Below are 22,587 nucleotides of genomic sequence, written 5' to 3' on the forward strand. Positions count from 1 at the left end.
CGATAGTTTTATTAAGGCTTTGCCTTGTTATATCAAGGAAAAGCTATCGCTTTTCTCCTGCGAAAGTTGAGTTATTACTATTATATACCTTTTCAAGTCGAAATTTAAACATTTTTAAAATATTTTAAATGATTATTTTAAATATATAATATTATCCATTAAAATGTCATATATTTATGTAAATATATACCTCTATTCAAGTATAAATTTACACAAAAAATGGATAAAAAATAAGGCAGTAACATTTAATTACTACCTTTTTTATTCACCCTATAAGAAGTTCTTTTATTTTCTGTTTTATTTCTTCATTTAATTTTATATGGTAATTCTTCAATGACACATTCATATCCAAATCCAATGAGACCCTTACAGCTTCCTTCAGTCCCACTATAAATGGATCTGCCAGGCCATATAATTCCATAAGTTTATTTACTTTTTTCTGGTTATTAAGGATTTCAGCATAATCCTCATTTAAAAATGCCTTATAGGTATCAATAAAAAGTTTGGCCTTTACATTGGTCAGTCCCCCTATTATGCCAGCCCCTCCACAATTCAAATTGGGTATAAGGTATTCGTCAAATCCAGAAAATATAGAAAAATCCCTTCTATAGGATTTGACTTTCTGTACATAACCTCTTACATTGCTTATAGAATCGGTAGTATCTTTTATGCCAACGATATTTTCAAACTCAGTAACCAGTTTAAATACAAAATCAGGGGACAGATTGGTGCCAGTCCTGGCAGGAAAATTATAGAGTAAAATAGGGAGATCCGTATTCCTGGCTATAGTAGAATAATACTCATGGACATATTCTTCATTCAAGCTGAAGAAATATGGAGTTATGATCAAAACAGCATCTGCACCACACTCTTCAGCATATTTGTTTAATTCTATGACATCATTTATATCATTGCTGCCAGTCCCAACTATAAGATTTGTCCTCTTACGTACAACTCCACTTATAAACTTCACATAATCCTTTTTTTCCTGCAGCGAAAGATTAAAAAATTCTCCTACACTTCCCAAAGCCACAACACCATCTACTCCATCTGAAATCAGCTTTTCAGCCAGGGTACTCTGATTTTTCCTGTCAATTGTTCCATCATCTTTAAAAATAGTAACCATAGGCGTAATTATTCCCTTAAACATTGTAATCTCTCCTTGTAAAATCAATTTATTACCGTCAAACATTTTTATATCCAAGTGTTTCAGAAATTTTCATAATTACATTCTTGAGATCCCTGGAAATAAGATCAATCTTTTTTTTATCCATTCTGCTGGTGGGTCCGGACACACTGACTGAACCAATTGCCTCGCCATTATAATCCATTATGGGGGCGGCCACACATCTTAGGCCCACTTCTATCTCTTCATTGTCAATACAATATTTTCTTTCCCTTATCTTTCTGAGTTCTTTCTTCAAGTCAGTGGCATTCATAATCGTATTTGGAGTAAATGAATAAAATTCAATATTTTTCATGGTTTCCTCCATGTATTTTTCAGGCATAAAGGCCAATATGGCTTTTCCGACTCCGGTACAATACATATACGCCCTTTTTCCAACCTGTGAACTCATTTTGATTCCTCTTTCACCCTCTACTTTATCTATATATATTACCTGATTTCCATCCCGCATGGCCAGGTGAGCGGTTTCTCCATATTTATCCACCAGCTTTTTCAGATAAGGAAGTGAACTTGTTCTCAAATCCATACCATATTCAACCAACTTGCCTAACTCAAAAAGTTTCAATCCCAATTTGTACTTTCCATTCTCAGGGTTCTGATTTAAATATCCCTTGTTTTCCAAAGTACTCAGAATTCCAAAAGTAGTACTTTTATGAAGATCTAATTTATTGGCAATTTCAGTAACACCCAGCTCATTTTCCCTTCTGGAAAAACACTCTAATATTCTCAGGGCCCTATCCACTGATTGAATCAAGTTTGATTTACTTTTCGGCATTTTGTATACACCATTCCCTTCCCTTTATTTAAACGAAATCCCAGCTATATACCCCTATTATACTTTTGTTTTATATAGCTGTCAGCTGACAATTTCACCATATCATATACTTTTTTCACAGGGATATCATATTCTATGGCCTTACCGCAGCACTCATCATATTCAGGAGATATATTTGCAATTTTATTCTCAAAAAATGCTATTTTTGTTGAAATTTCACCTAAGGAAGTAGGAATCTTCACTGTTTCATACTGCAGCATATATTTATGGAACCTAAACACCTTAACTCCAATAGTAGTAGTTTCCCTGAATATAATTTTCAGAAGTTTGCTGACATCTTGTGAGGATGCACTTATATTTAAAATGCTGACAATTCTATTTTTCTTGGTAAAAGCAGTCTGAACATATACCTCTCTGGCACCCTGTGAAAAAAGTTTTTTCGATACATACTCATAAAATTGAGGATTCATATCGTCCACACCAGCTTCTATTCTCACAGCTTCTCCTTCTTTTAACGAAGAAATATCTTCACTATCTGATTCACCAATATAAATTCGCAGCATATTCGGTATATCAAGATCTCTTTCTCCTGCTCCATATCCACATTTTTCAATGTTCATGGAAGGTATATCTCCAAAATTACTGCAGAGAGCTGATATAACGGCGGCTCCCGTGGGTGTAACCAGCTCTTTTTCTATTCCCTTCGAGTATATTTCAACTCCCCGAAGAAGCTGCAGTACAGCCGGAGCCGGAAGAGGAATAACTCCATGGGCACATTTTATAAATCCTGTTCCCACCTGTATTGGAGAACAATATATTTTATCAATTTTCAAAAGATCCAATCCTATAACGGCACCGCATATGTCAATTATGGAATCCAGGGCACCTACCTCATGGAAATGTATTGATTCCACATCAGTATTGTGTACCTTTGCTTCAGCCTGGGCCAGCCTTCTAAAAATTTTCATTATCTTCATTTTTACTTTTCCATTTAAATGACTGTTTTCCACTATAGCTGAAATATCGCTGAGATGCCTGTGTACGTGTCCTTCCTCTACCGAAACATCAACCTTAGTACAGCATATATCCTGTTTCATTACCTTTCTTTCCTTCAAATCAAAAGGCACATGAAGTTTTAAAAGTTCTTCCTTTAAATCCTCCAAATCAAGCCCTGCATCAACTAAGGCTCCCAATATCATATCTCCACTTATCCCTGCAGTACACTGAAAATAAGCTGTCTTCATAAAGCATTCCCTCCTGAAAATTTTACATATTCAGCCTGCATCTTAAATAAAAAGATGCAGGCCGATACTAAATCAAATTATTCTTTCAATACAGACATATCGACGCCCCTTTGACGAAGCCATTTAGGAAGTAATTCCCTGTCAACCCTTTCACTGACTTCCGGTGCTTTCTCAAGAAGTAATGCTGCAAGGGACTCGCTTACATTCAGTGCCCCCATTGCACCATCAAATATAATTACATTCCTGGTTCCCGTGGCAGTATAGGCAAAATTCATAGCAGTTTCAGTATCCTTCAAAAGCGCTGCATGATCCATATAGTTCAGATTCAGAGGATCACGGTTAAACAGCTCTGCCTGTTCACTTCCTACAACCACAGTAGGTATATGCTGTGCAAAGAAAGCAGAAGGGTAGCCTGTCCATGCATAATTGTGAATACACATCTTTATTGCAGGGTTTATAGGTGGTATACTCTCCAGCAGCGGTTTTCCGTTTTTACCGTAAAAAGCTTCCGTATACCAGGTATATGGTGCCATAGGGCTATCCAAATCGTATAGATCCGTATTTGCTCCTGCAAAATTGGCATATATTACTCCAGCTGAAAATACATATGGAACAGGACACGGAAAATCAAGTACAGCTATGCACTTGTCTATTTCACCAAACAGTGTCATTATCTTTCCATACTGTTTACAGCCTATAAAAGTTACTTTATTGTTCAATTCATACAGATCATTATTTACATCCACACCCACAATTCCATTTGGAGCAACATCCAGAAAAGCTGCAAATGCAAATTTTTTCTGTACAAAATCCGAATCAAACAGAGCCCTTGCAACAAAATTTGCACCTCTTGGTCCAAGGTTTTGATGATAAGTGGATCTTGTTTCAATACGTGCATAGGACATTCCAAAAGGCTTTACCGCCTTATCCACCTGGCGGTGAAAATGCACTTCCCTGACATCACTGTGGTGTGTGTGCACTATCCAGTCAGCATCATAGACCTTCTTGAGTCCATATAATGTGCCTATCTCAGTTTCTATGGGAATACCCTGATCTACCGGGGCCACTCCTATGGCTTTTCCGTTAAAATACTTATCCAGTTCATACCTTTTTATATACTCTTCAGTCTCACGAAAACGCATTCCAACACCTGCACGAAGACGTATATCCTTACAGCCGGTTCTCTTTTCTATTACATCCTTTACAGTTTTTAAAAGCTCTGCATAAGGCTGCCCGCCTAAAAGTGTAAATCCATGATGAGAAGCCAGAATATTTACTGAATGTTCAGGTTTTATCATGCTCATGTCAACTTTCATAAGAGCTTCTTCTGCAGCTTTTCTCACCTTTTCTATACCGTTTTCTCCTGGAAAAATCACATCCGGTAAATCAGGAAACAGCTCTTTTAGATAAATTGAAGTCATACCCGGAAGATCTGCAGCCCTTGTCTTTACCAGAGACGGATCAATACCATACTGTGATTTTTTTGGAGATATCGGAGTAATTGCCGGTCTCATTATTTATCCTCCCCTTTCCTGCATCCATCAATAATTTTATCTAATACTTCTCTGTCCTCTTCAAAATAGAATCCACGAGAGGAATATTTCTTTTTTACTTCCTCCGGCAAATCCCACGCGGTGGCTGTTTTACCATACCACTGCCATCCTCCCTTAATCGGACTTAGCTTATATCCTGCAGCATCCAGAAGTCTCAATATTGGCTGTATGCACTCTATTGTACATCCTGTACGGATTCCAGTTTCAAGTGAAACCTCCTCAGGAGTTTTTGCTCCCTTCAAAATAGCTGCAGCTACTTCTTCTGCCCTGACTCCTACGCAATAACAGATAGTCTGCTCTGGATGAAGGTGGGCTTTTACACAAAGATCTATTATATCCTTGTAATCCACACTGCTTATATCCACGCCAACCTGAAGAACCTTATCTCTTTTCGTCATAGTTATGGCATCAAATGGACATCTTTGTTCACAATTTGCACAGCCCCTGCACCTGTCGGCATCAACTACCGCCTTACGGTCTTCAACCCTTATTGCAAGAACAGGACATACTTTCTCACAAGTACGGCATGCCCTGCACTTGTCATTATCTACATGGGGTAAAAGCGTAACCTTTTTCATTGTATTTATTCCCTCCTTAGTATAAAATAATTACATAAATCTATTTTCCTAATTATTCATTAGGTTTTATATTTTCCTCCTATGCAGCATTCAGATTTTAACATAGGAGGAGAATATTCAAATTTGATCTGTTGCTAAACAAATTTTATACTTACACTTCCAAGTCCTTGAAAAGAAACCGTAAATATATCTCCTGCCTCGGCTTTTTCTGCTGCAGTAAACGCACCTGCAAGAATTATTTCACCTTTTTCAAGTGCAATATCAAATACACTGAGCTTGTTTGCAAGCCAGGCCACAGCTGCTGCAGGATTTCCCCATACTTCTGCACCTACACCGCTGCTGACCATTTCTCCATTTTTCTCAAACATCATTCCAATAAGCTTTAAATCCAAATCTTTTATGGAAGCCATTTTGCTCCCAAGAACCAGCCTTGCACTGGAAGCATTATCTGAAATAGTATCCGCAAGTTTGATTTTCCAGTCTCTAACACGGCTGTCTACAATCTCGAAAGAAGGGAAGATTCCATAAGTGGCCCTGTAAACATCCGCAATAGTTATTCCAGGCCCTTTGAGGGTTTCTTTCAGGACAAACGCCAGTTCTCCTTCTACTTTTGGTGCAATGAGATCACTGCGCTTTAAAGTATCACCTTCCAAAATGAGCATGTCATCCAACAGATGACCGTAATCCGGTTCATTCACTCCAAGAAGTTTCTGCATTCCGCGGCTTGTAAGTCCAATCTTTTTTCCTATTATCCTACGCCCCTGAGAAAGTTTCATATCAATTCCAGCAAGCTGTATATGATATGCATCCTCAATGCTCAAATCAGGATATTGTTCTGTAAGCGGTCCTACCGGAATTTTAGACGCTTCCGACTCCAAAAGCCTTTCTGCTATTTCTTTGTAGTTCATGTTTTCATCCTCCATTTCATATTTTTCTATTTCATTTTATTTCTCCATCGCTGGCGCAGAGCACTTGCAATAGTTTCTGCCAGCAATTTCTTGTCAAATCCACTCTGTATTCCCTTTATCAATATGTCACAGCCTAATTTTGCCTCTTCGTGGGGACCGGGCAGAGCAACTATATAACTCATTCCAACTTTGCCCACTCCGATTCGAACTCCTTCTTTATGATGCCTGTGATAATCCGGTTTGAATTTCAAGATCCAGGGTGTACAAGCATCTTTGTCTATTCTCAATATGGCCTCTACACTAAAATCTTTGTCTTCAGCTCCAACCCCGCCGGTAGTTACAATCAATCCATATCCTTCCTCAACTGCTCCTTCTATGCCGTTTTCAGCAGCCACTACATCATCTCTCAGAATACCTCCAAATTTGACTTTGTACCCTGATTTTTCCAGTGAATTCATTATATATGGAGAATTCGTATCCTCTATTTTGCCGGCTATAACTTCCGCACCTGAGGCAAATACCTTTGCACGTTTTGAAACCGCTCTCTTTATCTGCCTGGTGAGTCCCTCCGACCTTTCCAGAACATCTTTTGCTTCTTCAGAATCAAGTGCAATAAGCCCCAGTATTCCTTCTGAATGCACGCAGGCATTATCCCCAAGTTCCACCCCGGAAATCTCAGCCAGCCTGGAAAGTATCTCCTTTTCCTTCCCTATTACCGATTCAGCTTGAACTTTGCGCTTCATAATGTCAAAAGCCAAAAGCCCCGGCCTTACATCCACCACCATGATCTCCCTGGTGGTCATATTAAGTACCTGTGAAACCTTTTTCGCAATCTCATCCAGATTGGCATTTTCCAAATTAACATCATCAATCCAAAAAGTGGTCTTTTCAAGCAGATCCCATTCCAATTAAACTCATCCTTTCAAAATTTTTATCTTCTGCAGCCCGTTCATAAAGAAAACATCTCTTATGAACAAACTCTATCCGGCTCTAGAAATCATCTGACAACGTCCAGGCTAAAATCCAGCATGGGGGCATCTATAATCGCCCTCCCCACATCCACAATATCTGCGCCGAAATTCTCTGCAGCCTTGATATCCCCCAGGGTTATTCCTCCTGAATATGCCACTTTGATATCTTCAGAGTTTTCATATTTCTTCAATACGTCTACCACAGATTTCAGATCATCCATACTGCCTGTATCTACCATAAGTATTCCTGCACCAGCTTCCACTGCCTGAACTGTTTCCTCTATTATAGGATCTATTTCACCACGAAGCTGTACAACTGCAATTCTGCTGCTGTCATATTCCCTGGCTTTTTTAACGGCCTTTTCAACACATCCAAGAAGCCTGACATAATTTTTATCAAGATATATGAAGGGCTTATCCGTTATGCGAACTCCTATTCCCCCGGAGACAATGGACTGGCGGACATCTTTTCTGATCTCAGCCGGCACTTTTTTAAAGGCCCCGCATACAACTTCTATGTCATTACCTGCTTTTTGGGAGAATTCATATGCAGCAGTGGCAATTCCTGAAAATTTCCCAACAGTACCCAAAAGCATTTCCTCAGCTTTCACAATCTGATCTGCATATCCATTTCCCGAAAATACACAGTCGCCTATTTTAATTTTATACCCTTCCGGACATATTTTTACTTTTTCCACTTTTAATTCATCCGACATTTTTTTCAACTTATCACTTCCGGAAAAAATACCGTTTTGTTTGGAAACTATTTCAAAATTCCATCTGCAGCTGCTTATTTCAGAAAAAAGATATTCTCTAAGCTCCACACTATCTGCCCCTCTCCTGTAAATTTATAAAATCTCAATTAATTCAGGCTTTAACTGTTTTATGGTTAAAATCTTTATTCTCTACCAGAAGTGAAATTATCACGCCGCCTATAAGTGCAAGCAGCGGAGCACTTATCTTGAATACAGTTATATTGCTCATGGCAATAACAAGTGAAAAAAAAGATCCATATTTGAACTTATTGGTCGAAAAAGCATCTTTGAATGAACTGTACAGTACATTTATCATTGCAAGTCCTGCAATGATGCTGGTTAGAGCAGAGGGCAGTGCTGAAACAAATGCCATAGCCAGGCTTGCAATAAGCCCGAAAACTATAAACAATATCCCGTTTATCACACTGGCTGCATAACGTCCTTCTTTATCGGCACCTGCTTCTTCGCTGGCACATATTGCTGTCATGGGTCCCGCAACGTTGGCATTATGGCCTCCAAAAAAAGATGTGATCATGCTTCCAATTCCACTTACCATGGTCATTACATTAACTGGAGGTTTATACTGCTGTGATATCAGGACTCCAGCTGCCTGGGCATTTTCTGAACCTATAATCAACACTGCAAGCGGTATTGATACGGATAAAGTGGCTCCCAGGCTAAACTGCGGCACAATAATCTGCGGTGCAATAAATTTGAAACTCTCCGCCTCAAAATGCAGGGAACCGGTAACCGCCACTGCTATTATTCCCAATATAAGCGCTCCTAAAACAGGCGGTACCTTTTTTGTGATTTTAGGTATTATGAAAAAACCGGCTAAAGTCAGAAGTCCAACTACAGGCATTGATTGAGTTGAAGTGATAATGCCTGTTCCAAACTTTATCATGGCCCCTGCTATCATTGCCATGACTATGGGAAGCGGAAGCCATCTCATTATCTTTCCAATCAGCCCTGAAATGCCCAGCAGAAAAACTATAATACCTGCAATAAAGTATGCTCCGGAAGCCTGATAGATATTAAAATTCTTGAGCACAGTCACAAGCATGACAGCAGCAGGTATGTTAAAAGCTCCACATATAGGCTGCTTGTATTTCAATGCCAAAAATATACTTACCAAACCACCTATAAAATAAATAGAAAACAGCCATGAAATAGATTGTACATTAGTAAGCCCTCCATCCGAAGCGGCTTTTATTACCAAAAGAGCAGGGCCTGTACATCCAAAAATGGCAGCTACAGCACCTGCAGATATAGTACTTCCATTAATATGCTTAGGCAATTCCTTTAAGCTCTCCGAAATTTTGTAACCCTTTTCAAATATCGACTCTTTCTTATTTTGTTTAATCTCCATGTTTTTCCCCCTTGCCTATAAATATTTTGTTTTACATTGTCGTATATCGTTTTCATAAGTTTGTAAAAAAAATCAGCTAATAAAACAAGTAGAATTAATAATCCAAATCATATCCAGCTGCAATATAACTTTGTTCTATATTATCGTACTGTGTTTTGTATTATCCACTACCATTATTATAGAAAACTATTTATAGTATGTCAACAATTTAACTGAATTTTAATAAAAAAAATTCAGATACGGAAATATTAGCCCCAATATCTGAATGATGTTAATCTGCCATTATTTATCATTTACAACATGAATTTTTACAGCTGCATTTTCACCTATAGTAAATTTGCTTTTTAAGTTGCTGGAACCGCTGAATTTAATCTTTACGGAAACCTTCTGAACTGTTCTTTTATATTTGCCCTTATCTGAATAGGAATTTGATTTCAAGGCAGTCTGAGACATCTTTCCTATGGATTCCACTTTCCCGGTAAATTTCTGATTTCCATATTCATCTACAGATATATCCACTGTTTGTCCCGACTGCAGTCTTCTGGTCTTTGTCTCATCTATATTGGCAATTATGTAATAATCCTCAGGATCTGCAAGAAGTGCCATGGTTTTATCTGGTGATATGTTTTCGCCGGAATTCACTTCCTTTTTTACAATTATTCCATCAATAGGTGATCTTATAAGAGATTTTTCTATGCTGGAATCGGAAGAACTTCCAATATCCTGGCGGCCCAGTATCTGATCCCTTGTCACTGCATCTCCTTCCTCCACATTGAATTCCAGTAATTTCCCACTTTTTTGAGAATTCAATTTTACTATATCAGCCATAACTCTGGCATCATCAGTATAAACATAATAAATATGCTCATAGACATAATAGGAAATTATACCTGCTGCCAGAACTGCAGCAGCTATCACGGCTCCTATAATTACCTTCCTGCGGTTTTTTTTCACACTGGAAATTATATTAGATTTCATATCAACCTCACCTCTCCCATTACTTCAAGCCAACTTCTGCAAACATACCCGGTTTTAGAAGCTCATTTTTATTATTCAAGGTCACCTTTACCAGTACACCTGAATTCTCTGGATCCAGCTTTGAATTTACAACGGCTATTTTCCCCGAAAATTCATCTTCAGACACATCAGGTATTTTTACAATCACATCTTGTCCAACTTTAATTTGGCTCAGAATACGAGGTGGAGCAAAGGCGTTTACATACAAATTATTGGTATTTACTATTGAAATAATAGGCTTGCCCTCGGTTACCATATCCCCTACATTTACATTTCTGGAACTCACCACACCTGAAATAGGCGCTTTAATAACAGCAGAATCAAGTTCTTCCTGGCAGCTCTTCAACTGTGCCTTAGCCTGAGAAAGCTGGGATTGATACCCGCTTACACTGGCGGCATCCGGAGCTGCGGCATTCTGAGCATTGGACAAACTGCTCTGTGCTGCACTCACTGCCGACTGTGCCTCATCCACCTTGTTCTGAAGATCTGCAGTATCCAACCTGGCCACTACATCTCCCGCCTTTACTTTCTTGCCCAGATCCGTAGACACCTCAGCGACTTTTCCGGCAATATTGGAACTTACATCTATACTGTCATTTGTGTCAATTTTCCCACCCATGATAAATACGGTACCACTGCTTGACTCATCTATGTTAATAGTCTTGCTGCCGCTTCTGTTACCAGAACTACATCCACTAAAAAGCAGTCCTATAACCAAACAAAATAAAATAGCTTTTTTCATTTGAACCCTCCTTATGAATTACAATTGTTTAAATTATATAAAAGTTCACTTATATTCACCATATATTCTATTCCATAAATGTTCTCACTTCAATAGCACTGCAGTAAATCCTGAAATTACCTTAAAAATAGTCCTCTTTGCAAGAGTTATTTAACAGCACCAGAATATCCATCATGTGCACTATTTTGAACATATCTCCATACCACAGTATCCCCTGTATGGTATATCCACTGTCCACTTTCTACATCTGGCTTTATAAATTTGCTTTCACCTTTTTTTCTAACATAATAGCACCATCCAGACAGATTACCTGCCTTTTTTTCTACACGTCCGTTTATAGCTGAAAAATGTAATATAGAATCAGTACCCGTGGCCGTATAATCTATTTTTGCTTCATCCAGAAGTTTTTTCGTTATATATCCCACTGTTTTACCATCCATATCATTTACATCTTTCTTCAAAAATACATTATTCCCGTGTATTGTATCCATAAATTGAAAAGAATTATTTTCCTCAGGCTCTCCAGGCATAACAGTTATATTTTTGTGCGAAGATTTATTGTTCTTTTCATTATTTTCAGAACTGGATAAAGATTTATCAGCGGCTTGTTGAGAATTTAATTGTTTATTCATAAGAGTGGAACTATAAATTTTATATGCCTTTATGGCTAAGACAACTGCAACTGCGCAAATTATTAAAATCAATATCACTGTAATATATTTTTTCTTTTTATTCAAAATCATCACCACCTGTATAAAATATATTAATGTACCAAATAACCTGCATAATATAAAGTTCATTCTGATAATTATACTTTTACATTTTTCGAATACTTATTTTCGTCCCTAATATAAGTTATATTCAGTTTCCTTTTATAACGCTGAAATACAACTATAAAATTATCATAAAATATAAAAGAAAATATGAAAGAACTTCCTCCATGCAAAACATCAAAGGTAAGTCCCGCTATGTAGGTTCCAATTATACTTTCTAAATTTGCAGGCCTCACAAAGCCGGATATAAACCACAAGTTCATAATCCAGTCAAACACAAATCCAAATAAAAAACACACCAGGGAAAATTTGAAATCTGAAACCACTTTCTTCTTTTTGCCCCAGAAACCTGCTATGATTCCAACAAGTGCCCAGGAAAACATTTGCCAGGGAGTCCAGAGTCCCTGGCCAAAAAATATATTGTGGACATAAGTGACGCACCTATTTGAACATCATTATTAAATGTAACTGCCATAAGAACTGCTATAACAGCTGCTGTGAGAAAAATAGTTATTTTTTTCATAATTACTATCTTCTCATGATTACTTATTTAAAAGTGTATATGCCCCCTGCACCTTCTTTAAACATCTTATAAGCTTCAAGGGCTTGTACAGCTTGTTCGGTAGCCATACTATTATAGCCCCCTCCTTTTACGTGACAGAATCCTCCTCCAGAAACCTGGTAGCTTAAAAGTGAATCCACAGGTGTCTTGCCGTTCTTAGTAAACTTTTCACTTCCAGGATCTACACCATTTGCACAAAGAGCTATGATAACTTGTGAAGCACTTTCACTGTTGGCTGTACCCCAGGAAGAATACCCGCCGTCATTTTCCTGAATTGAAGAGAGTCTATCAAAAGCTTTATTAACTGCCTGCTTTACATCAGAGTTAGATGACGCATAGGGTGCAAGAGCTGTAAGTGCCATAGCAGTCATATCAGGATCTGCAGTAACACCGCCATAAGACCATCCTCCATCATTTGTTTTCTGTTCCAATATGCCAGATATCAAACTATCTCTAGTATTTACAGAATTCTTCGGTATCTCAAAATCTCCAGAATCCAGTGCTATAAGAGCAAATACATAGGCGTTTATACCCTGATCTGATAATTCTTTATTATTATAAATTTTCTCTATAAAGTTTATACCTTCAAAATTTGTCGGATCCTGTCCTATAGACATAAGAGCCAATGTAATTCTTTCATAATCTGTAGGCTGATTAAGCATTGATTTTATATTTTTTTTCAGATTGGTCAGATAATTGGATGGAACTGTAACACCATATCTTGCTACTCCAAGTGCCTGCCATTCATCTTCAATTCCTTTTTCAAGTGTTTTATCTATAGCTCCGCTCAAGGCATTAAGCACTTCAGTAGAAACACCATTAAACAGCCCTTCAATCTGGCTTAAAATCGTATCAGGGACAACTGAAGTACCGCCTAATGCAATAAGTGTAGTATCTTTATAAATACTCTCCTTTATAAAATCTGCCATATCAGAGGAAATAGTTTTATAAACAAGTACCATTGGAGCAGACTTCTGAGCTGCCAGAGCTGAACCTGAAAGGGCATCCGCAAATTCACTGCCAGTAGGTCCATCCCCCTCTGCTATATATATTTTTTCGAAATCAAGATCAGACTTGAAATTCTGGAGTATGGCAAGATTTGTGGCAAATCTCGTAGCTCCTCCAATTCTTTGTGAATTTGGCAGTGAATTTTTTACACTGTCTCCAATAGACGAACTTCCTCCTATTACATAAGTTTTACCTGGATTAACACTCTTTATATAGCTACTTACTACATCAGGAAGGCTACTGCTTTCAGACAAAAGTATGGGCATTCCTTTGCTGGCAGCTATAGGTGCTATTGAAAGGCTGTCCGCATATCCAGCTCCAGATGTAACTACCACATTACTCACACTGCCAAGATTCTGGGCCACTTTCACCGATGTTTCATATCTGTTTTGTCCTCCTAATCTCTGGACATCGCTTATTTCAATACCCTTTAACTGGGATATAATATTGTCAGACAGTGAAGCTTCTCCGCCAATTACAAATGCCTTAGCAGCTTTAAGCCTTTTAATTTCACTTATAGCATTGCTGCTTAGAGAATCCTGCCCGGAAAGAATAATAGGTGCATTGTTCTTTTTGGCAAGAGGAGCCGCACAGAGTGCATCTGCATATCCATAACCCTGAGCTATAATTACCGTACCTGATCCATCTTTCCATCCCTTTTGACTTATTTTAAGTGATGTATCAATTCTATCATTACCATAGATTCTTTCTTTAGCTATATTCGCAGTGCCTGTACCAGAAGTCGTCCCTGAAATTGTGCCTGCATATGCATTTGTTTCGATCCCGGATAATGAGATACTTAACATAAATAAAAATACAGTAACTTTACTAACAATTTTTTTCATATCCATCCCTCCAAATCTAATTTAAAATCACTTATTTTCCCAATCACTTTCATAGCCATCATGAATTCCATCTGAAAGATACCTCCACACAACTACATCTCCAGCATGCCATACCCACTGACCGCTACCTATATTGGGTTTGTGAAAAATATTATCTCCACTTTTTTTTACATAGTAACACCAGCCAGAAAGTTTCCCCGCCTTTTTCTCTGCAAGTCCATCTATAGCTGCAAAATACAGTGTAGAAACAGAACCTGTGGCCCTATAGTTTATTTTTGCATCATCTAAAATTCTCTCTGTTATATAACCTACAGTCTGTCCATCCATGCTGCTGTCTATATCTTTAGCAATAATCATCTTATTTCCATGAACGGTATCGATAATTTGAAAAGTACATTTGCTCTCTGGATCACTGGTAGTAACTTTTACAATACCATTTTCAGCAACGATAGATGGATTGGTTGATTTTGAAGACTTGGTCTTATCCCCAGTATCTTTATTTGCAACCTTCTTAGGGCTGTCAGAAACAGGTTCTTTCTGTTCCTTTTGTGCACTTATGCACTTATCTGTTTGTTTGAAATAGTATTAGAGTATAGTGTATTTGCTTTAAGGCCCAATATAAATAAAACTGACAAATATGGCAAAAGCTACTGCGTCTATTGCATACTTTTTCTTGCTTCCTTTGATCTTCATGTCCCAAACCTTCTTCTATCATTTAATATAACTTATAATGAGCTTTCTCTTGTACCGCCTGAATACAGGCAGAAAACTGCTGTAAAATATTATGGAAAATATAAAGGAACTGCCTCCATGGAGTATATCAAAAGTCAGTCCGGACATGTATCCTCCTATAAATGTCCAGAAATTCAATGGTTTTACAAATCCAATTATATACTGGAGATTCATGATCCAGTCAAACATGAAGCCAAACAGGAAGCATATCACTGAAAACTTGAAAGCCGAGACCTCCTTTCCCTTTTTTCCCCAGAATCCAGCTACGATTCCAACAAGCCCCCAGGAAAACATCTGCCAGGGAGTCCAAGGACCCTGTCCGAAAAATATGTTGGACAGAAAAGCCGTAGTGCTTCCCACCAGAAATCCTTCATAGGGTCCAAATACAAAACCGGTAAGTGCAACAAGAAATGTAACAGGCTTAACATTGGGTATAGGGGCAAAAACAATCCTTCCCACAGTGGCAAAGGCACTCAAGGTAGCTATAATGGCGATTTCCTTGGTACCTGCATTGCTCTTTTCAAAGTAAAAATAGCTCATAAAAAGTATTACAAAGACTCCAACCATGCACATGGTGGAAACACCGGTCTGAAAATCACTTTTTACAGTAAGTGCCATAAGGACTATTATTATGGCAGCGGTAGCTGCAATTATGGCTTTTTTCACACTCTGCACCTCCTGACAGCTTCTTCCAGAGTAAATATACTTCTGTCTTTTTCTCTAAGCAGTTTATTCATGGAGGTGGTATAGAATATGCCATCCCCCAGTACTTTTTCCTTGCTGCCATCCGCCACAATGGCACCATTGAACATTATCATGTACCTTTTGCAAAAGCTGCTGGCAAAATCCGTGTCATGGGTTACAAGCACAATTGTAGTCCCTCTATAATTAAGCCTCTGAAGCAGCCTCCCCAATTTACCCTTGAGACCACTTTCAAGTCCTCTTGTGGGTTCATCCAGAAGAATCATATCAGGCTGCAGTACAAGTATGGTTGCTATAGCCACCCTCTGGCGCTGTCCTCCGCTCAAATCTCTGGGATTCTTATCTTTAAAATCATATATTTCAAGTTCTTCCAAAACATCTTTAACAATTTTTTCATCATATATATCATAATTGTCCATGGTAAACCTTACCTCTTCGTATACACTGTCCTTGGACAGGTAATCGTTGGGGTTCTGGGATACATAACCTATATGCTGGGCTATCTCCCTTATACCCATCTTATTTATGTCCCTGTCATAGAGCTTCATGGTTCCCTTGTAGGTCTTAAGGCCCATAATGGATTTTAAAAGAGTGCTTTTACCCGCACCATTTGCCCCCATTATACTTATAAATTCTCCTTTTTTTATTTCAAAACTTAAATTGCTCAGGACTTCCTTTGAGCCATACTTACAGCTCATCTTATCGGCAGAAAGTATAACGGACTCATCCTCTGCAGCAGCTATGGCCTCTTCATGCTTCTCCATTTTAATGGGTGTGTTGAGAATTTTCACTCTGGCATCCTTGAAATCCAGAGGCATGTTATCAAAACCAAGTTTCTTGAAGAATTTAAGATAATCCGGCATAAACATGTACTGTTTTTCACTGCAGTTGTAGTAAAAATCCTTTTTATCCCTGAACAGCTGCAGGGTTCCTTCATTCATGATGGCTATGGAATCCACCGTATCAAACCACCTGTTCACCCTCTGCTCTATGACTATTATGGTTATTCCCAGCTCTTCATTTATTTTTTTCACGAGATTCAGCATCTCCTCTGCAGAGGAAGGATCCAGCTCGGAAGTGGGTTCATCCAGAATTATGCAATTAGGCATGTATACAAGTGCGGAAGCCACTGCCACCTTTTGCTTTTCCCCTCCGGAAAGAGAAGTTACATTCCTGTCCGCCAGATGAAGTATCCCAGTGAATTGAAGTGCTTCATAAACTCTTCTCTTTATAACTCCCTCATCTGCACCTATATTTTCAAGTCCGAAAGCTATTTCCCTGTGAACCTTGTTCATCATAAGCTGCCTTTCGGGATCCTGGAAAACCATGGTTATCTTTTTTGCCCTCTCCTGGTGGCTCATCTTGTCTACAGGTTTCCCATCTATTTTTATCTCTCCCCCTATGGTCCCTCCATAAAAGTTGGGCACGGTTCCCACTATGGCCCTGGCCAAGGTGGATTTCCCCGATCCGGATCTTCCTGCCACCAGAAGAAAATCATTCTTCTCAAGTGACAAATTTATATTCTTCAATGATCTCTCCTGTTCCAGAGGATATGTGAAGTTCAAATTATCTATCTCTATATACGACATATTCCCTCTCCTCGCTGTTTAGAATTATAGCTAGTCAGAATCAAAGTTATTCCTATATTGAAAAAATTTATCGCAGTAACACCGTCATATATGTTGAATTTTACCCAATAATCACAATTTAGCATATGAACATCATATAAAAAGATATTTAAAAAGGAATTTAAAAATCCCTGAATCTTTGCGACAATAGGAAAGAATATTTTTGTAAAAAGAAATAAACTCTTTATAATCTTCTCCATTTACAATTTTTCTTCCATAGTTCACATTTACAAATGTATTAGTAATTTTTCCAAAATCAAATTGTTCAAAAGAAATGCCATCTTTAACAACAAGTAGTTTGTCTGAAAATTCAAAAGGCGTTTCCGCTGCAATTCTCTTGTACCCAAACACAGATAAAATTTTTAAAATGCAGTTATATAATTGAATTATCTGATGCTTATGGTCAGTTTTTAGTAACTTCTGATACCATAAAGTACGGGATAATTTTTTTAATAAAAAACTTAATATCAATATAACCAGAATGCTTATTAAAATAATCAGTAAAATAGGATATTTTTTTAAATATCTTATTGGCTTTACCGCATTAGAACCCTTTTTCTTTACTTTTTGCTGATTAGCTGCAGAAGAACTGGATGAAGAAGAACCTATTTTGCTGCTGGTTCCAGAAGATTTTTGCCGCACAACATTTTTATCCTCATGGGACAGTGACTGATTCTTTCTACTCTGTTTTGGCTGCTGCATAGGCTCGGGAGAATTAACAAGGGTAGCAAATCCACATTTTTCAGCTATTTTCAAAAAAGTAGGATTGGAAAGCACGGAAGGCTTATGTACCGGTAAATTTCCTGCTTGCACTACATTGAATATTCCCACAGAAGTCATAATACAGACAAAACAAAATATACAAACTACAAATATACAATTCAAAGGCCTGCTCTCTTTGCTATAAGAAATTTTAACAGTATTCCTATAAAATTTAAACGCAGTTAAAATTGTAATGCTCACAATAAAACAGATCAAAAAAAGCCAATTGGTTTTATATGCCAAAATAGTAAGTCCCGAAAATATCACAACAACTGCCGTAAATAACACAAGAAGAGTATTCTTGAATTTAGAACATATAAAAACAATAACAGCAGTAATTAAAATGATGGCATAAAATGAATAATAATATTCAAACTGCTTTTGGTTTAAAAAAATTCCTGAATTTGCAGCTATTATTATACAAGCAGCAAGAATTCCAGTCCACACAACAAGAGAAATCAAACTTGATTTCTTTGAAAAGAAGCACAGGTACAGCAGTAATAAAGGAACAGCAGAACATAAAATAATCCTTTTTAAATCATATGATAGTCCTGGGTCAATATTAAATGCTGGAAATATATTACATACAATACATACAATCACTACCTCGGCCAGCAGATACTCTATGCATTTTCCTATCCACATACTCCTATGCATACTCTTTCATCTCCTCATCATGCTGTAATTCTTCTGCAGAATAATTGACATAATAGTTGATTCCCAAATTCAGCAAATTACCAAGATTTAATTTTTCATCATCGCTGAGATTTTGCTTTCTTGTTTTAGTAACTGCATAAAAAAGATATATTTTTTTTCTCAATCCTCTCATCTGTTCCAGATACTGAATCAAAGATTCATTTAAATTTGCCGTGCAGACTATGATGATATCCATTCCATATTGCCGGTATGAATTGGCTTCAAACATTTCCACCAGCTGACCACCATATGATGGAGAAACTCCATTGAGATCCATAATTTCATTGTCTATATCATCCTGATTCCTTGGGAACATGGTTTGTACATAATTATCCTTTTTATAAATCAATTCCACATCTTCTTTTTGTTCAACCGCACAATTGGCTATTGAATAAGCAGTTTCTACCAAACAATCATATATGGAAAGAAGATCCTCATCGGGATAACCTGTTACTTCAGAATCCACATAGATGGTAACTCCTCTGTTAGTATAACTTTCAAATACCCTGACCATGTACTCACGGGTATGGGCTGAAATCTTCCAGTGAATGCTTTTAATTGGATCTCCCCTTGTGTATTGACGGACACCACTGTAATCATCCCCCTCCATCTTTGATCTCGCCGTAGACAAGGTGATTTGCCTGCCCCGTACATCATAAAAATCCAAATTTTTTACATCAAAACAGCGAGGCCTTACAATTACGCTGCCCCTGTCAAAATTTTTGCAGGTCAAATAAAAAATACCAAACAGGTCATAAACACGTATAGAGGAAATACCCATTTCATAAGTACCAATATGGTTAAATTCTATGTCAAAATCAAAGTTTTTTTTCTCTTTAGAGCATAAGGTAGTATCTAAATCAGTAACCTCTGCAATTTGTCCAAATAAATTATTCTTATAAAATCTGCAGGTAATGCGGGGGTAAAACAAAAGCCATTTGTTTTTCATTACAACTGAAAATTTATGTTTCGTATTTTTCCGACAATACATGTTGTTAGCAGGTTGGGAAAATGAGAAAGTTCTACGCAGGGCAAATACATACAATAGAGAAAAAATGCTTACTACCAGGAAAAAAATGCAGGGCAGATAACCAAATACGTTATTCAGATAGAATGCAGGCATCAGCAATAAAATTAAAACTACAATATAAATGATAATTTTGCAATACATCTTACGCACGCCCTTTCTAAAATAACTACAATAAACTTATTCTGCAGTGTCTTTCATAATAGGAACAGGTATTTTTTCCAAAATGTCCTGAAAAATCTGGGAATCTGTCTGTTTCCTTACTTTTGCCTTATGACTTAATACCAGGCGGTGTGGAATCACATAAGGTGCCATCTTCTTTATATCATCAGGCAATACAAAATCACGTCCTTTATAAAGTGCATAAGCTTTAGACATTTTATAAAGTGCTATAGAACCACGGGGACTGCTTCCTATTACAATATCAGGATGAGTTCGTGTTGCTTCACATAATTTAATGATATAATTAAGTACCAAATCATTTACATAGATTTTTTCTGCATCAGTACGAACTTTCAATATATCCTTACCTGAAGCCACAGGTTTAAGGCTCTTTTTAGCCTTTGTCCCCAATGATACCACCTTCATTTCATCTTCAGGACTCGGATACCCTAATGAAGTTCTCACCAGGAAACGATCGATTTGAGCTTCCGGAAGTGGATATGTCCCTAAATATTCTATAGGGTTTTCAGTTGCAAGCACCATGAATGGCTCCTCCAAGACATACGTATGTGAATCTACAGTAATCTGCTTTTCTTCCATAACTTCCAAAAGGCTGGATTGTGTCTTAGGTGAAGCACGGTTAATTTCATCTGCAAGCACAAAATTACTCATTGCAGCACCTGGGCAAAATTCAAATTCACCAGTTTTTTGATTATAAATTGAAAATCCAGTTATATCTGAGGGCATAACATCAGGAGTAAATTGAATTCTTTTAAACTTACAGGATATAGAACGGGCAAGAGCAGAAATCAAGCTTGTCTTACCTACACCCGGTATATCTTCAATCAATACATGTCCACCGCTTATCAAAGCTAAAACAATAATTTCAGTAGTTTTTCTTTTGCCTATAATCACTTTTGAAACGTTGTCAATTATATGGTTCAGAATATTTCGTGAATTATTGAAACTATCTTTTTTCAACAAGGTGTTTACACCTTCCATATCAAAATCCCCCTTAATATTAATATAAATAAAATAACCTCCCTTAGATTTAAGGAAGGTTAAAATATCTTTCTGATTATAATAAAAAAGCTTAGGGCTTATCAATCTACATTCAATGCAACTACTTATAAAAACCATACAAAAGCTTTCTCTTGATATGTAATATCTCCCCCTCCGAAAGAATTGACAAAATAACAGGCAGGCCTTCTGGCTCAGATTCATTTTACTCCCTCGCCTTCCCGGACATATGATATATATCCAGTGGCATATTGAGGTTTCGTCCTCCATACAGCAACGGTGGGCTGCAGTGGTTTTGTATCCACTTTTCCTTTTAACTGTCAAATTGACAGCACCTGATACGAAATATTAAATTTTTATAAATTATCTGACACTTTTATGTTAATTATAGAACATGAAATTGGCAAAGTCAACATTATTTAAGCTTATTTTAGAAATTATTCCTTGATTTTCTATAAAATTTGTATAACATCACTTATATGCTCATTGCATACAAGTGATTATAGTTAAAAACTGAAAATTGAGAGTTAATAGTAAAGGAAGATTTTCGACATTCGCCGAAAATCTTCCTTTACTATTAACTCTTAACTATTAATTATTGATTTCCATAATAAATAATGGGCCAGCCATTACGGCCAACCCATCATTTATTAAATCACCTTTTTTATTACAGAGCAGCTGCTGCTGCATCAACATCGTCCTGTGAAATTTGTAATGTCTGTAATGCAGTTAATGCAGCCTGATAGTCTGGATCATTTGTGTCAGCATCAGCTATTTTTCTTATAAGCTCTGATTTGTCTGCTCTTGTAAAGAATGGTGCAGTATAAACTGCAGTACTCCAATCATAGTAACCATACTCATCAACTGCAGTAGGCAAATAAGCTGAGTCTGCTAATCCAAGATCTGCTCCCATTGCTGCTGTAAATTCCCAACGAATTACCGCATTGTCAGGTACCTCAGCCAGTGATGTACCAGCAGTATAGTAAGTACCATTATCTTCAGTCAGTGAATCATTCACTGTAAACATCCAGCCTGAAATTCCATCATATTCTTTTTCTCTTAAATAATCATTGTCTGTTATAATAGGCTGATTAGGTAAGTCTGTCCTGAAAACAACACCATTAGTTATGCTGTTAACCCGATTATAAAATGTATACTTATTATCTGGAATTGGAGAACTATCCTGAAAAGCGCTGACATATGAGCTGCTTCCATCTACATCAATATCTTGAGTGGCTGCTGCCTGTACTGTTGCATCTAATATAGTTTCAGAATCATCCAATGTAACTTTTACTGGCTCTAAAATTGGGGATTGCGAAAAAACATTCCTCTCCACATCTACATAGACAGTTTTTGTAGTTGCTGCTGCCGCCTGGGCGGTATTTGTAAAGGAAGGTGCTACAACTCCCAGTGCCATCACCATTACACCCAGTACCAGTGCAAACAGCTTGTTCTTTATGAATTTAGTCATAATCAAATTCCTCCTTCAATTATATTTTGTAGCTTGAAACTCTGCTCCACTAGAAAGCGACCTGTTTATAAACATTTTATACAGCCTCACCTCCTTAAAAT

General features: G+C 37.4%; 22 protein-coding genes and 1 riboswitch. All 22 genes read right to left on the reverse strand.

Annotation, left to right across the window (positions count from 1 at the left end):
• Window positions 1-265 precede the first annotated feature (265 nt).
• Window positions 266-1,150, reverse strand: a complete 885-nt coding sequence (locus CLLU_RS12695) for a dihydrodipicolinate synthase family protein (protein ID WP_106010158.1) — start codon at window positions 1,148-1,150, stop codon at window positions 266-268.
• Between the two features lie 34 nt (window positions 1,151-1,184).
• The gene (locus CLLU_RS12700) at window positions 1,185-1,961 is read right to left on the reverse strand and encodes an IclR family transcriptional regulator (RefSeq protein WP_106010159.1); all 777 of its coding nucleotides are present in this window, start codon (window positions 1,959-1,961) and stop codon (window positions 1,185-1,187) included.
• 44 nt (window positions 1,962-2,005) lie between these two features.
• Complete coding sequence (gene larC / locus CLLU_RS12705) at window positions 2,006-3,205, reverse strand: nickel pincer cofactor biosynthesis protein LarC (RefSeq protein WP_106010160.1); 1,200 nt, start codon at window positions 3,203-3,205, stop codon at window positions 2,006-2,008.
• Between the two features lie 77 nt (window positions 3,206-3,282).
• Complete coding sequence (locus CLLU_RS12710; protein ID WP_106010161.1) at window positions 3,283-4,719, reverse strand: hypothetical protein; 1,437 nt, start codon at window positions 4,717-4,719, stop codon at window positions 3,283-3,285.
• On the reverse strand, window positions 4,719-5,336 hold the full coding sequence (locus tag CLLU_RS12715) for a 4Fe-4S binding protein (RefSeq protein WP_106010162.1): 618 nt from the start codon (window positions 5,334-5,336) through the stop codon (window positions 4,719-4,721). The genes CLLU_RS12710 and CLLU_RS12715 overlap by 1 nt, the downstream gene beginning before the upstream one ends.
• A gap of 134 nt (window positions 5,337-5,470) precedes the next feature.
• The gene (locus CLLU_RS12720) at window positions 5,471-6,244 is read right to left on the reverse strand and encodes a 2-keto-4-pentenoate hydratase (RefSeq protein WP_106010163.1); all 774 of its coding nucleotides are present in this window, start codon (window positions 6,242-6,244) and stop codon (window positions 5,471-5,473) included.
• Between the two features lie 26 nt (window positions 6,245-6,270).
• The gene (locus CLLU_RS12725; RefSeq protein WP_106010164.1) at window positions 6,271-7,152 is read right to left on the reverse strand and encodes a molybdopterin-binding protein; all 882 of its coding nucleotides are present in this window, start codon (window positions 7,150-7,152) and stop codon (window positions 6,271-6,273) included.
• Between the two features lie 89 nt (window positions 7,153-7,241).
• Entirely contained in the window at window positions 7,242-8,039 is a 798-nt protein-coding gene (locus tag CLLU_RS12730; RefSeq protein WP_106010165.1) for a beta/alpha barrel domain-containing protein, read from the reverse strand.
• A gap of 43 nt (window positions 8,040-8,082) precedes the next feature.
• Window positions 8,083-9,339: a benzoate/H(+) symporter BenE family transporter gene (locus CLLU_RS12735; RefSeq protein WP_106010166.1), complete on the reverse strand. Its 1,257-nt coding sequence runs from the start codon at window positions 9,337-9,339 to the stop codon at window positions 8,083-8,085.
• A gap of 282 nt (window positions 9,340-9,621) precedes the next feature.
• On the reverse strand, window positions 9,622-10,317 hold the full coding sequence (locus CLLU_RS12740; RefSeq protein WP_106010167.1) for an efflux RND transporter periplasmic adaptor subunit: 696 nt from the start codon (window positions 10,315-10,317) through the stop codon (window positions 9,622-9,624).
• A 19-nt stretch (window positions 10,318-10,336) separates the two neighbouring features.
• Window positions 10,337-11,098 carry an efflux RND transporter periplasmic adaptor subunit gene (locus CLLU_RS12745; RefSeq protein ID WP_106010168.1) on the reverse strand — a complete coding sequence of 254 codons (762 nt, stop codon included), beginning with the start codon at window positions 11,096-11,098 and terminating at the stop codon, window positions 10,337-10,339.
• Window positions 11,099-11,244: 146 nt separating this feature from the next.
• Window positions 11,245-11,841, reverse strand: a complete 597-nt coding sequence (locus CLLU_RS12750) for a DUF4430 domain-containing protein (RefSeq protein ID WP_170065760.1) — start codon at window positions 11,839-11,841, stop codon at window positions 11,245-11,247.
• Window positions 11,842-11,906: 65 nt separating this feature from the next.
• Complete coding sequence (locus CLLU_RS12755) at window positions 11,907-12,254, reverse strand: hypothetical protein (protein WP_207656003.1); 348 nt, start codon at window positions 12,252-12,254, stop codon at window positions 11,907-11,909.
• On the reverse strand, window positions 12,224-12,394 hold the full coding sequence (locus tag CLLU_RS18755) for a hypothetical protein (RefSeq protein ID WP_158255924.1): 171 nt from the start codon (window positions 12,392-12,394) through the stop codon (window positions 12,224-12,226). Before CLLU_RS18755 ends, CLLU_RS12755 begins: the two co-directional genes overlap by 31 nt.
• Before the next feature lie 23 nt (window positions 12,395-12,417).
• Window positions 12,418-14,286: a cell wall-binding repeat-containing protein gene (locus CLLU_RS12760; protein ID WP_158255925.1), complete on the reverse strand. Its 1,869-nt coding sequence runs from the start codon at window positions 14,284-14,286 to the stop codon at window positions 12,418-12,420.
• A 27-nt stretch (window positions 14,287-14,313) separates the two neighbouring features.
• Window positions 14,314-14,643, reverse strand: coding sequence for a DUF4430 domain-containing protein (locus CLLU_RS19175; protein WP_242977614.1), 330 nt, complete (start codon window positions 14,641-14,643; stop codon window positions 14,314-14,316).
• Between the two features lie 354 nt (window positions 14,644-14,997).
• Window positions 14,998-15,684: an ECF transporter S component gene (locus CLLU_RS12770; protein WP_106010171.1), complete on the reverse strand. Its 687-nt coding sequence runs from the start codon at window positions 15,682-15,684 to the stop codon at window positions 14,998-15,000.
• Window positions 15,681-17,309: an ABC transporter ATP-binding protein gene (locus CLLU_RS12775; protein ID WP_106010172.1), complete on the reverse strand. Its 1,629-nt coding sequence runs from the start codon at window positions 17,307-17,309 to the stop codon at window positions 15,681-15,683. Before CLLU_RS12775 ends, CLLU_RS12770 begins: the two co-directional genes overlap by 4 nt.
• 132 nt (window positions 17,310-17,441) lie before the next feature.
• Entirely contained in the window at window positions 17,442-18,767 is a 1,326-nt protein-coding gene (locus CLLU_RS12785) for a hypothetical protein (RefSeq protein WP_106010173.1), read from the reverse strand.
• Complete coding sequence (locus CLLU_RS12790; RefSeq protein ID WP_106010174.1) at window positions 18,760-19,977, reverse strand: DUF58 domain-containing protein; 1,218 nt, start codon at window positions 19,975-19,977, stop codon at window positions 18,760-18,762. The genes CLLU_RS12785 and CLLU_RS12790 overlap by 8 nt, the downstream gene beginning before the upstream one ends.
• Before the next feature lie 36 nt (window positions 19,978-20,013).
• Window positions 20,014-20,997 carry an AAA family ATPase gene (locus CLLU_RS12795; RefSeq protein ID WP_106010178.1) on the reverse strand — a complete coding sequence of 328 codons (984 nt, stop codon included), beginning with the start codon at window positions 20,995-20,997 and terminating at the stop codon, window positions 20,014-20,016.
• Between the two features lie 180 nt (window positions 20,998-21,177).
• A riboswitch (cobalamin riboswitch) is annotated at window positions 21,178-21,369 on the reverse strand.
• 313 nt (window positions 21,370-21,682) lie between these two features.
• Window positions 21,683-22,486 carry a hypothetical protein gene (locus CLLU_RS12800; RefSeq protein WP_106010175.1) on the reverse strand — a complete coding sequence of 268 codons (804 nt, stop codon included), beginning with the start codon at window positions 22,484-22,486 and terminating at the stop codon, window positions 21,683-21,685.
• Between the last annotated feature and the right edge of the window lie 101 nt (window positions 22,487-22,587).

The organism is Clostridium luticellarii, from assembly GCF_002995845.1.
In the GTDB taxonomy this organism is placed as follows: Bacteria; Bacillota; Clostridia; order Clostridiales; family Clostridiaceae; genus Clostridium_B; species Clostridium_B luticellarii.

Coding starts and splice junctions, on each gene's coding strand:
- CLLU_RS12695 (WP_106010158.1), bottom strand. CDS start 1,150: ATGTTTAAGGGAATAATTACGCCTATGGTTACTATTTTTAAAGATGAT.
- CLLU_RS12700 (WP_106010159.1), bottom strand. CDS start 1,961: ATGCCGAAAAGTAAATCAAACTTGATTCAATCAGTGGATAGGGCCCTG.
- larC (WP_106010160.1), bottom strand. CDS start 3,205: ATGAAGACAGCTTATTTTCAGTGTACTGCAGGGATAAGTGGAGATATG.
- CLLU_RS12710 (WP_106010161.1), bottom strand. CDS start 4,719: ATGAGACCGGCAATTACTCCGATATCTCCAAAAAAATCACAGTATGGT.
- CLLU_RS12715 (WP_106010162.1), bottom strand. CDS start 5,336: ATGAAAAAGGTTACGCTTTTACCCCATGTAGATAATGACAAGTGCAGG.
- CLLU_RS12720 (WP_106010163.1), bottom strand. CDS start 6,244: ATGAACTACAAAGAAATAGCAGAAAGGCTTTTGGAGTCGGAAGCGTCT.
- CLLU_RS12735 (WP_106010166.1), bottom strand. CDS start 9,339: ATGGAGATTAAACAAAATAAGAAAGAGTCGATATTTGAAAAGGGTTAC.
- CLLU_RS12740 (WP_106010167.1), bottom strand. CDS start 10,317: ATGAAATCTAATATAATTTCCAGTGTGAAAAAAAACCGCAGGAAGGTA.
- CLLU_RS12745 (WP_106010168.1), bottom strand. CDS start 11,098: ATGAAAAAAGCTATTTTATTTTGTTTGGTTATAGGACTGCTTTTTAGT.
- CLLU_RS12750 (WP_170065760.1), bottom strand. CDS start 11,841: ATGATTTTGAATAAAAAGAAAAAATATATTACAGTGATATTGATTTTA.
- CLLU_RS12755 (WP_207656003.1), bottom strand. CDS start 12,254: ATGTTTTCCTGGGCACTTGTTGGAATCATAGCAGGTTTCTGGGGCAAA.
- CLLU_RS18755 (WP_158255924.1), bottom strand. CDS start 12,394: ATGAAAAAAATAACTATTTTTCTCACAGCAGCTGTTATAGCAGTTCTT.
- CLLU_RS12760 (WP_158255925.1), bottom strand. CDS start 14,286: ATGAAAAAAATTGTTAGTAAAGTTACTGTATTTTTATTTATGTTAAGT.
- CLLU_RS19175 (WP_242977614.1), bottom strand. CDS start 14,643: ATGATTATTGCTAAAGATATAGACAGCAGCATGGATGGACAGACTGTA.
- CLLU_RS12775 (WP_106010172.1), bottom strand. CDS start 17,309: ATGTCGTATATAGAGATAGATAATTTGAACTTCACATATCCTCTGGAA.
- CLLU_RS12785 (WP_106010173.1), bottom strand. CDS start 18,767: ATGCATAGGAGTATGTGGATAGGAAAATGCATAGAGTATCTGCTGGCC.
- CLLU_RS12790 (WP_106010174.1), bottom strand. CDS start 19,977: ATGTATTGCAAAATTATCATTTATATTGTAGTTTTAATTTTATTGCTG.
- CLLU_RS12795 (WP_106010178.1), bottom strand. CDS start 20,997: ATGGAAGGTGTAAACACCTTGTTGAAAAAAGATAGTTTCAATAATTCA.
- CLLU_RS12800 (WP_106010175.1), bottom strand. CDS start 22,486: ATGACTAAATTCATAAAGAACAAGCTGTTTGCACTGGTACTGGGTGTA.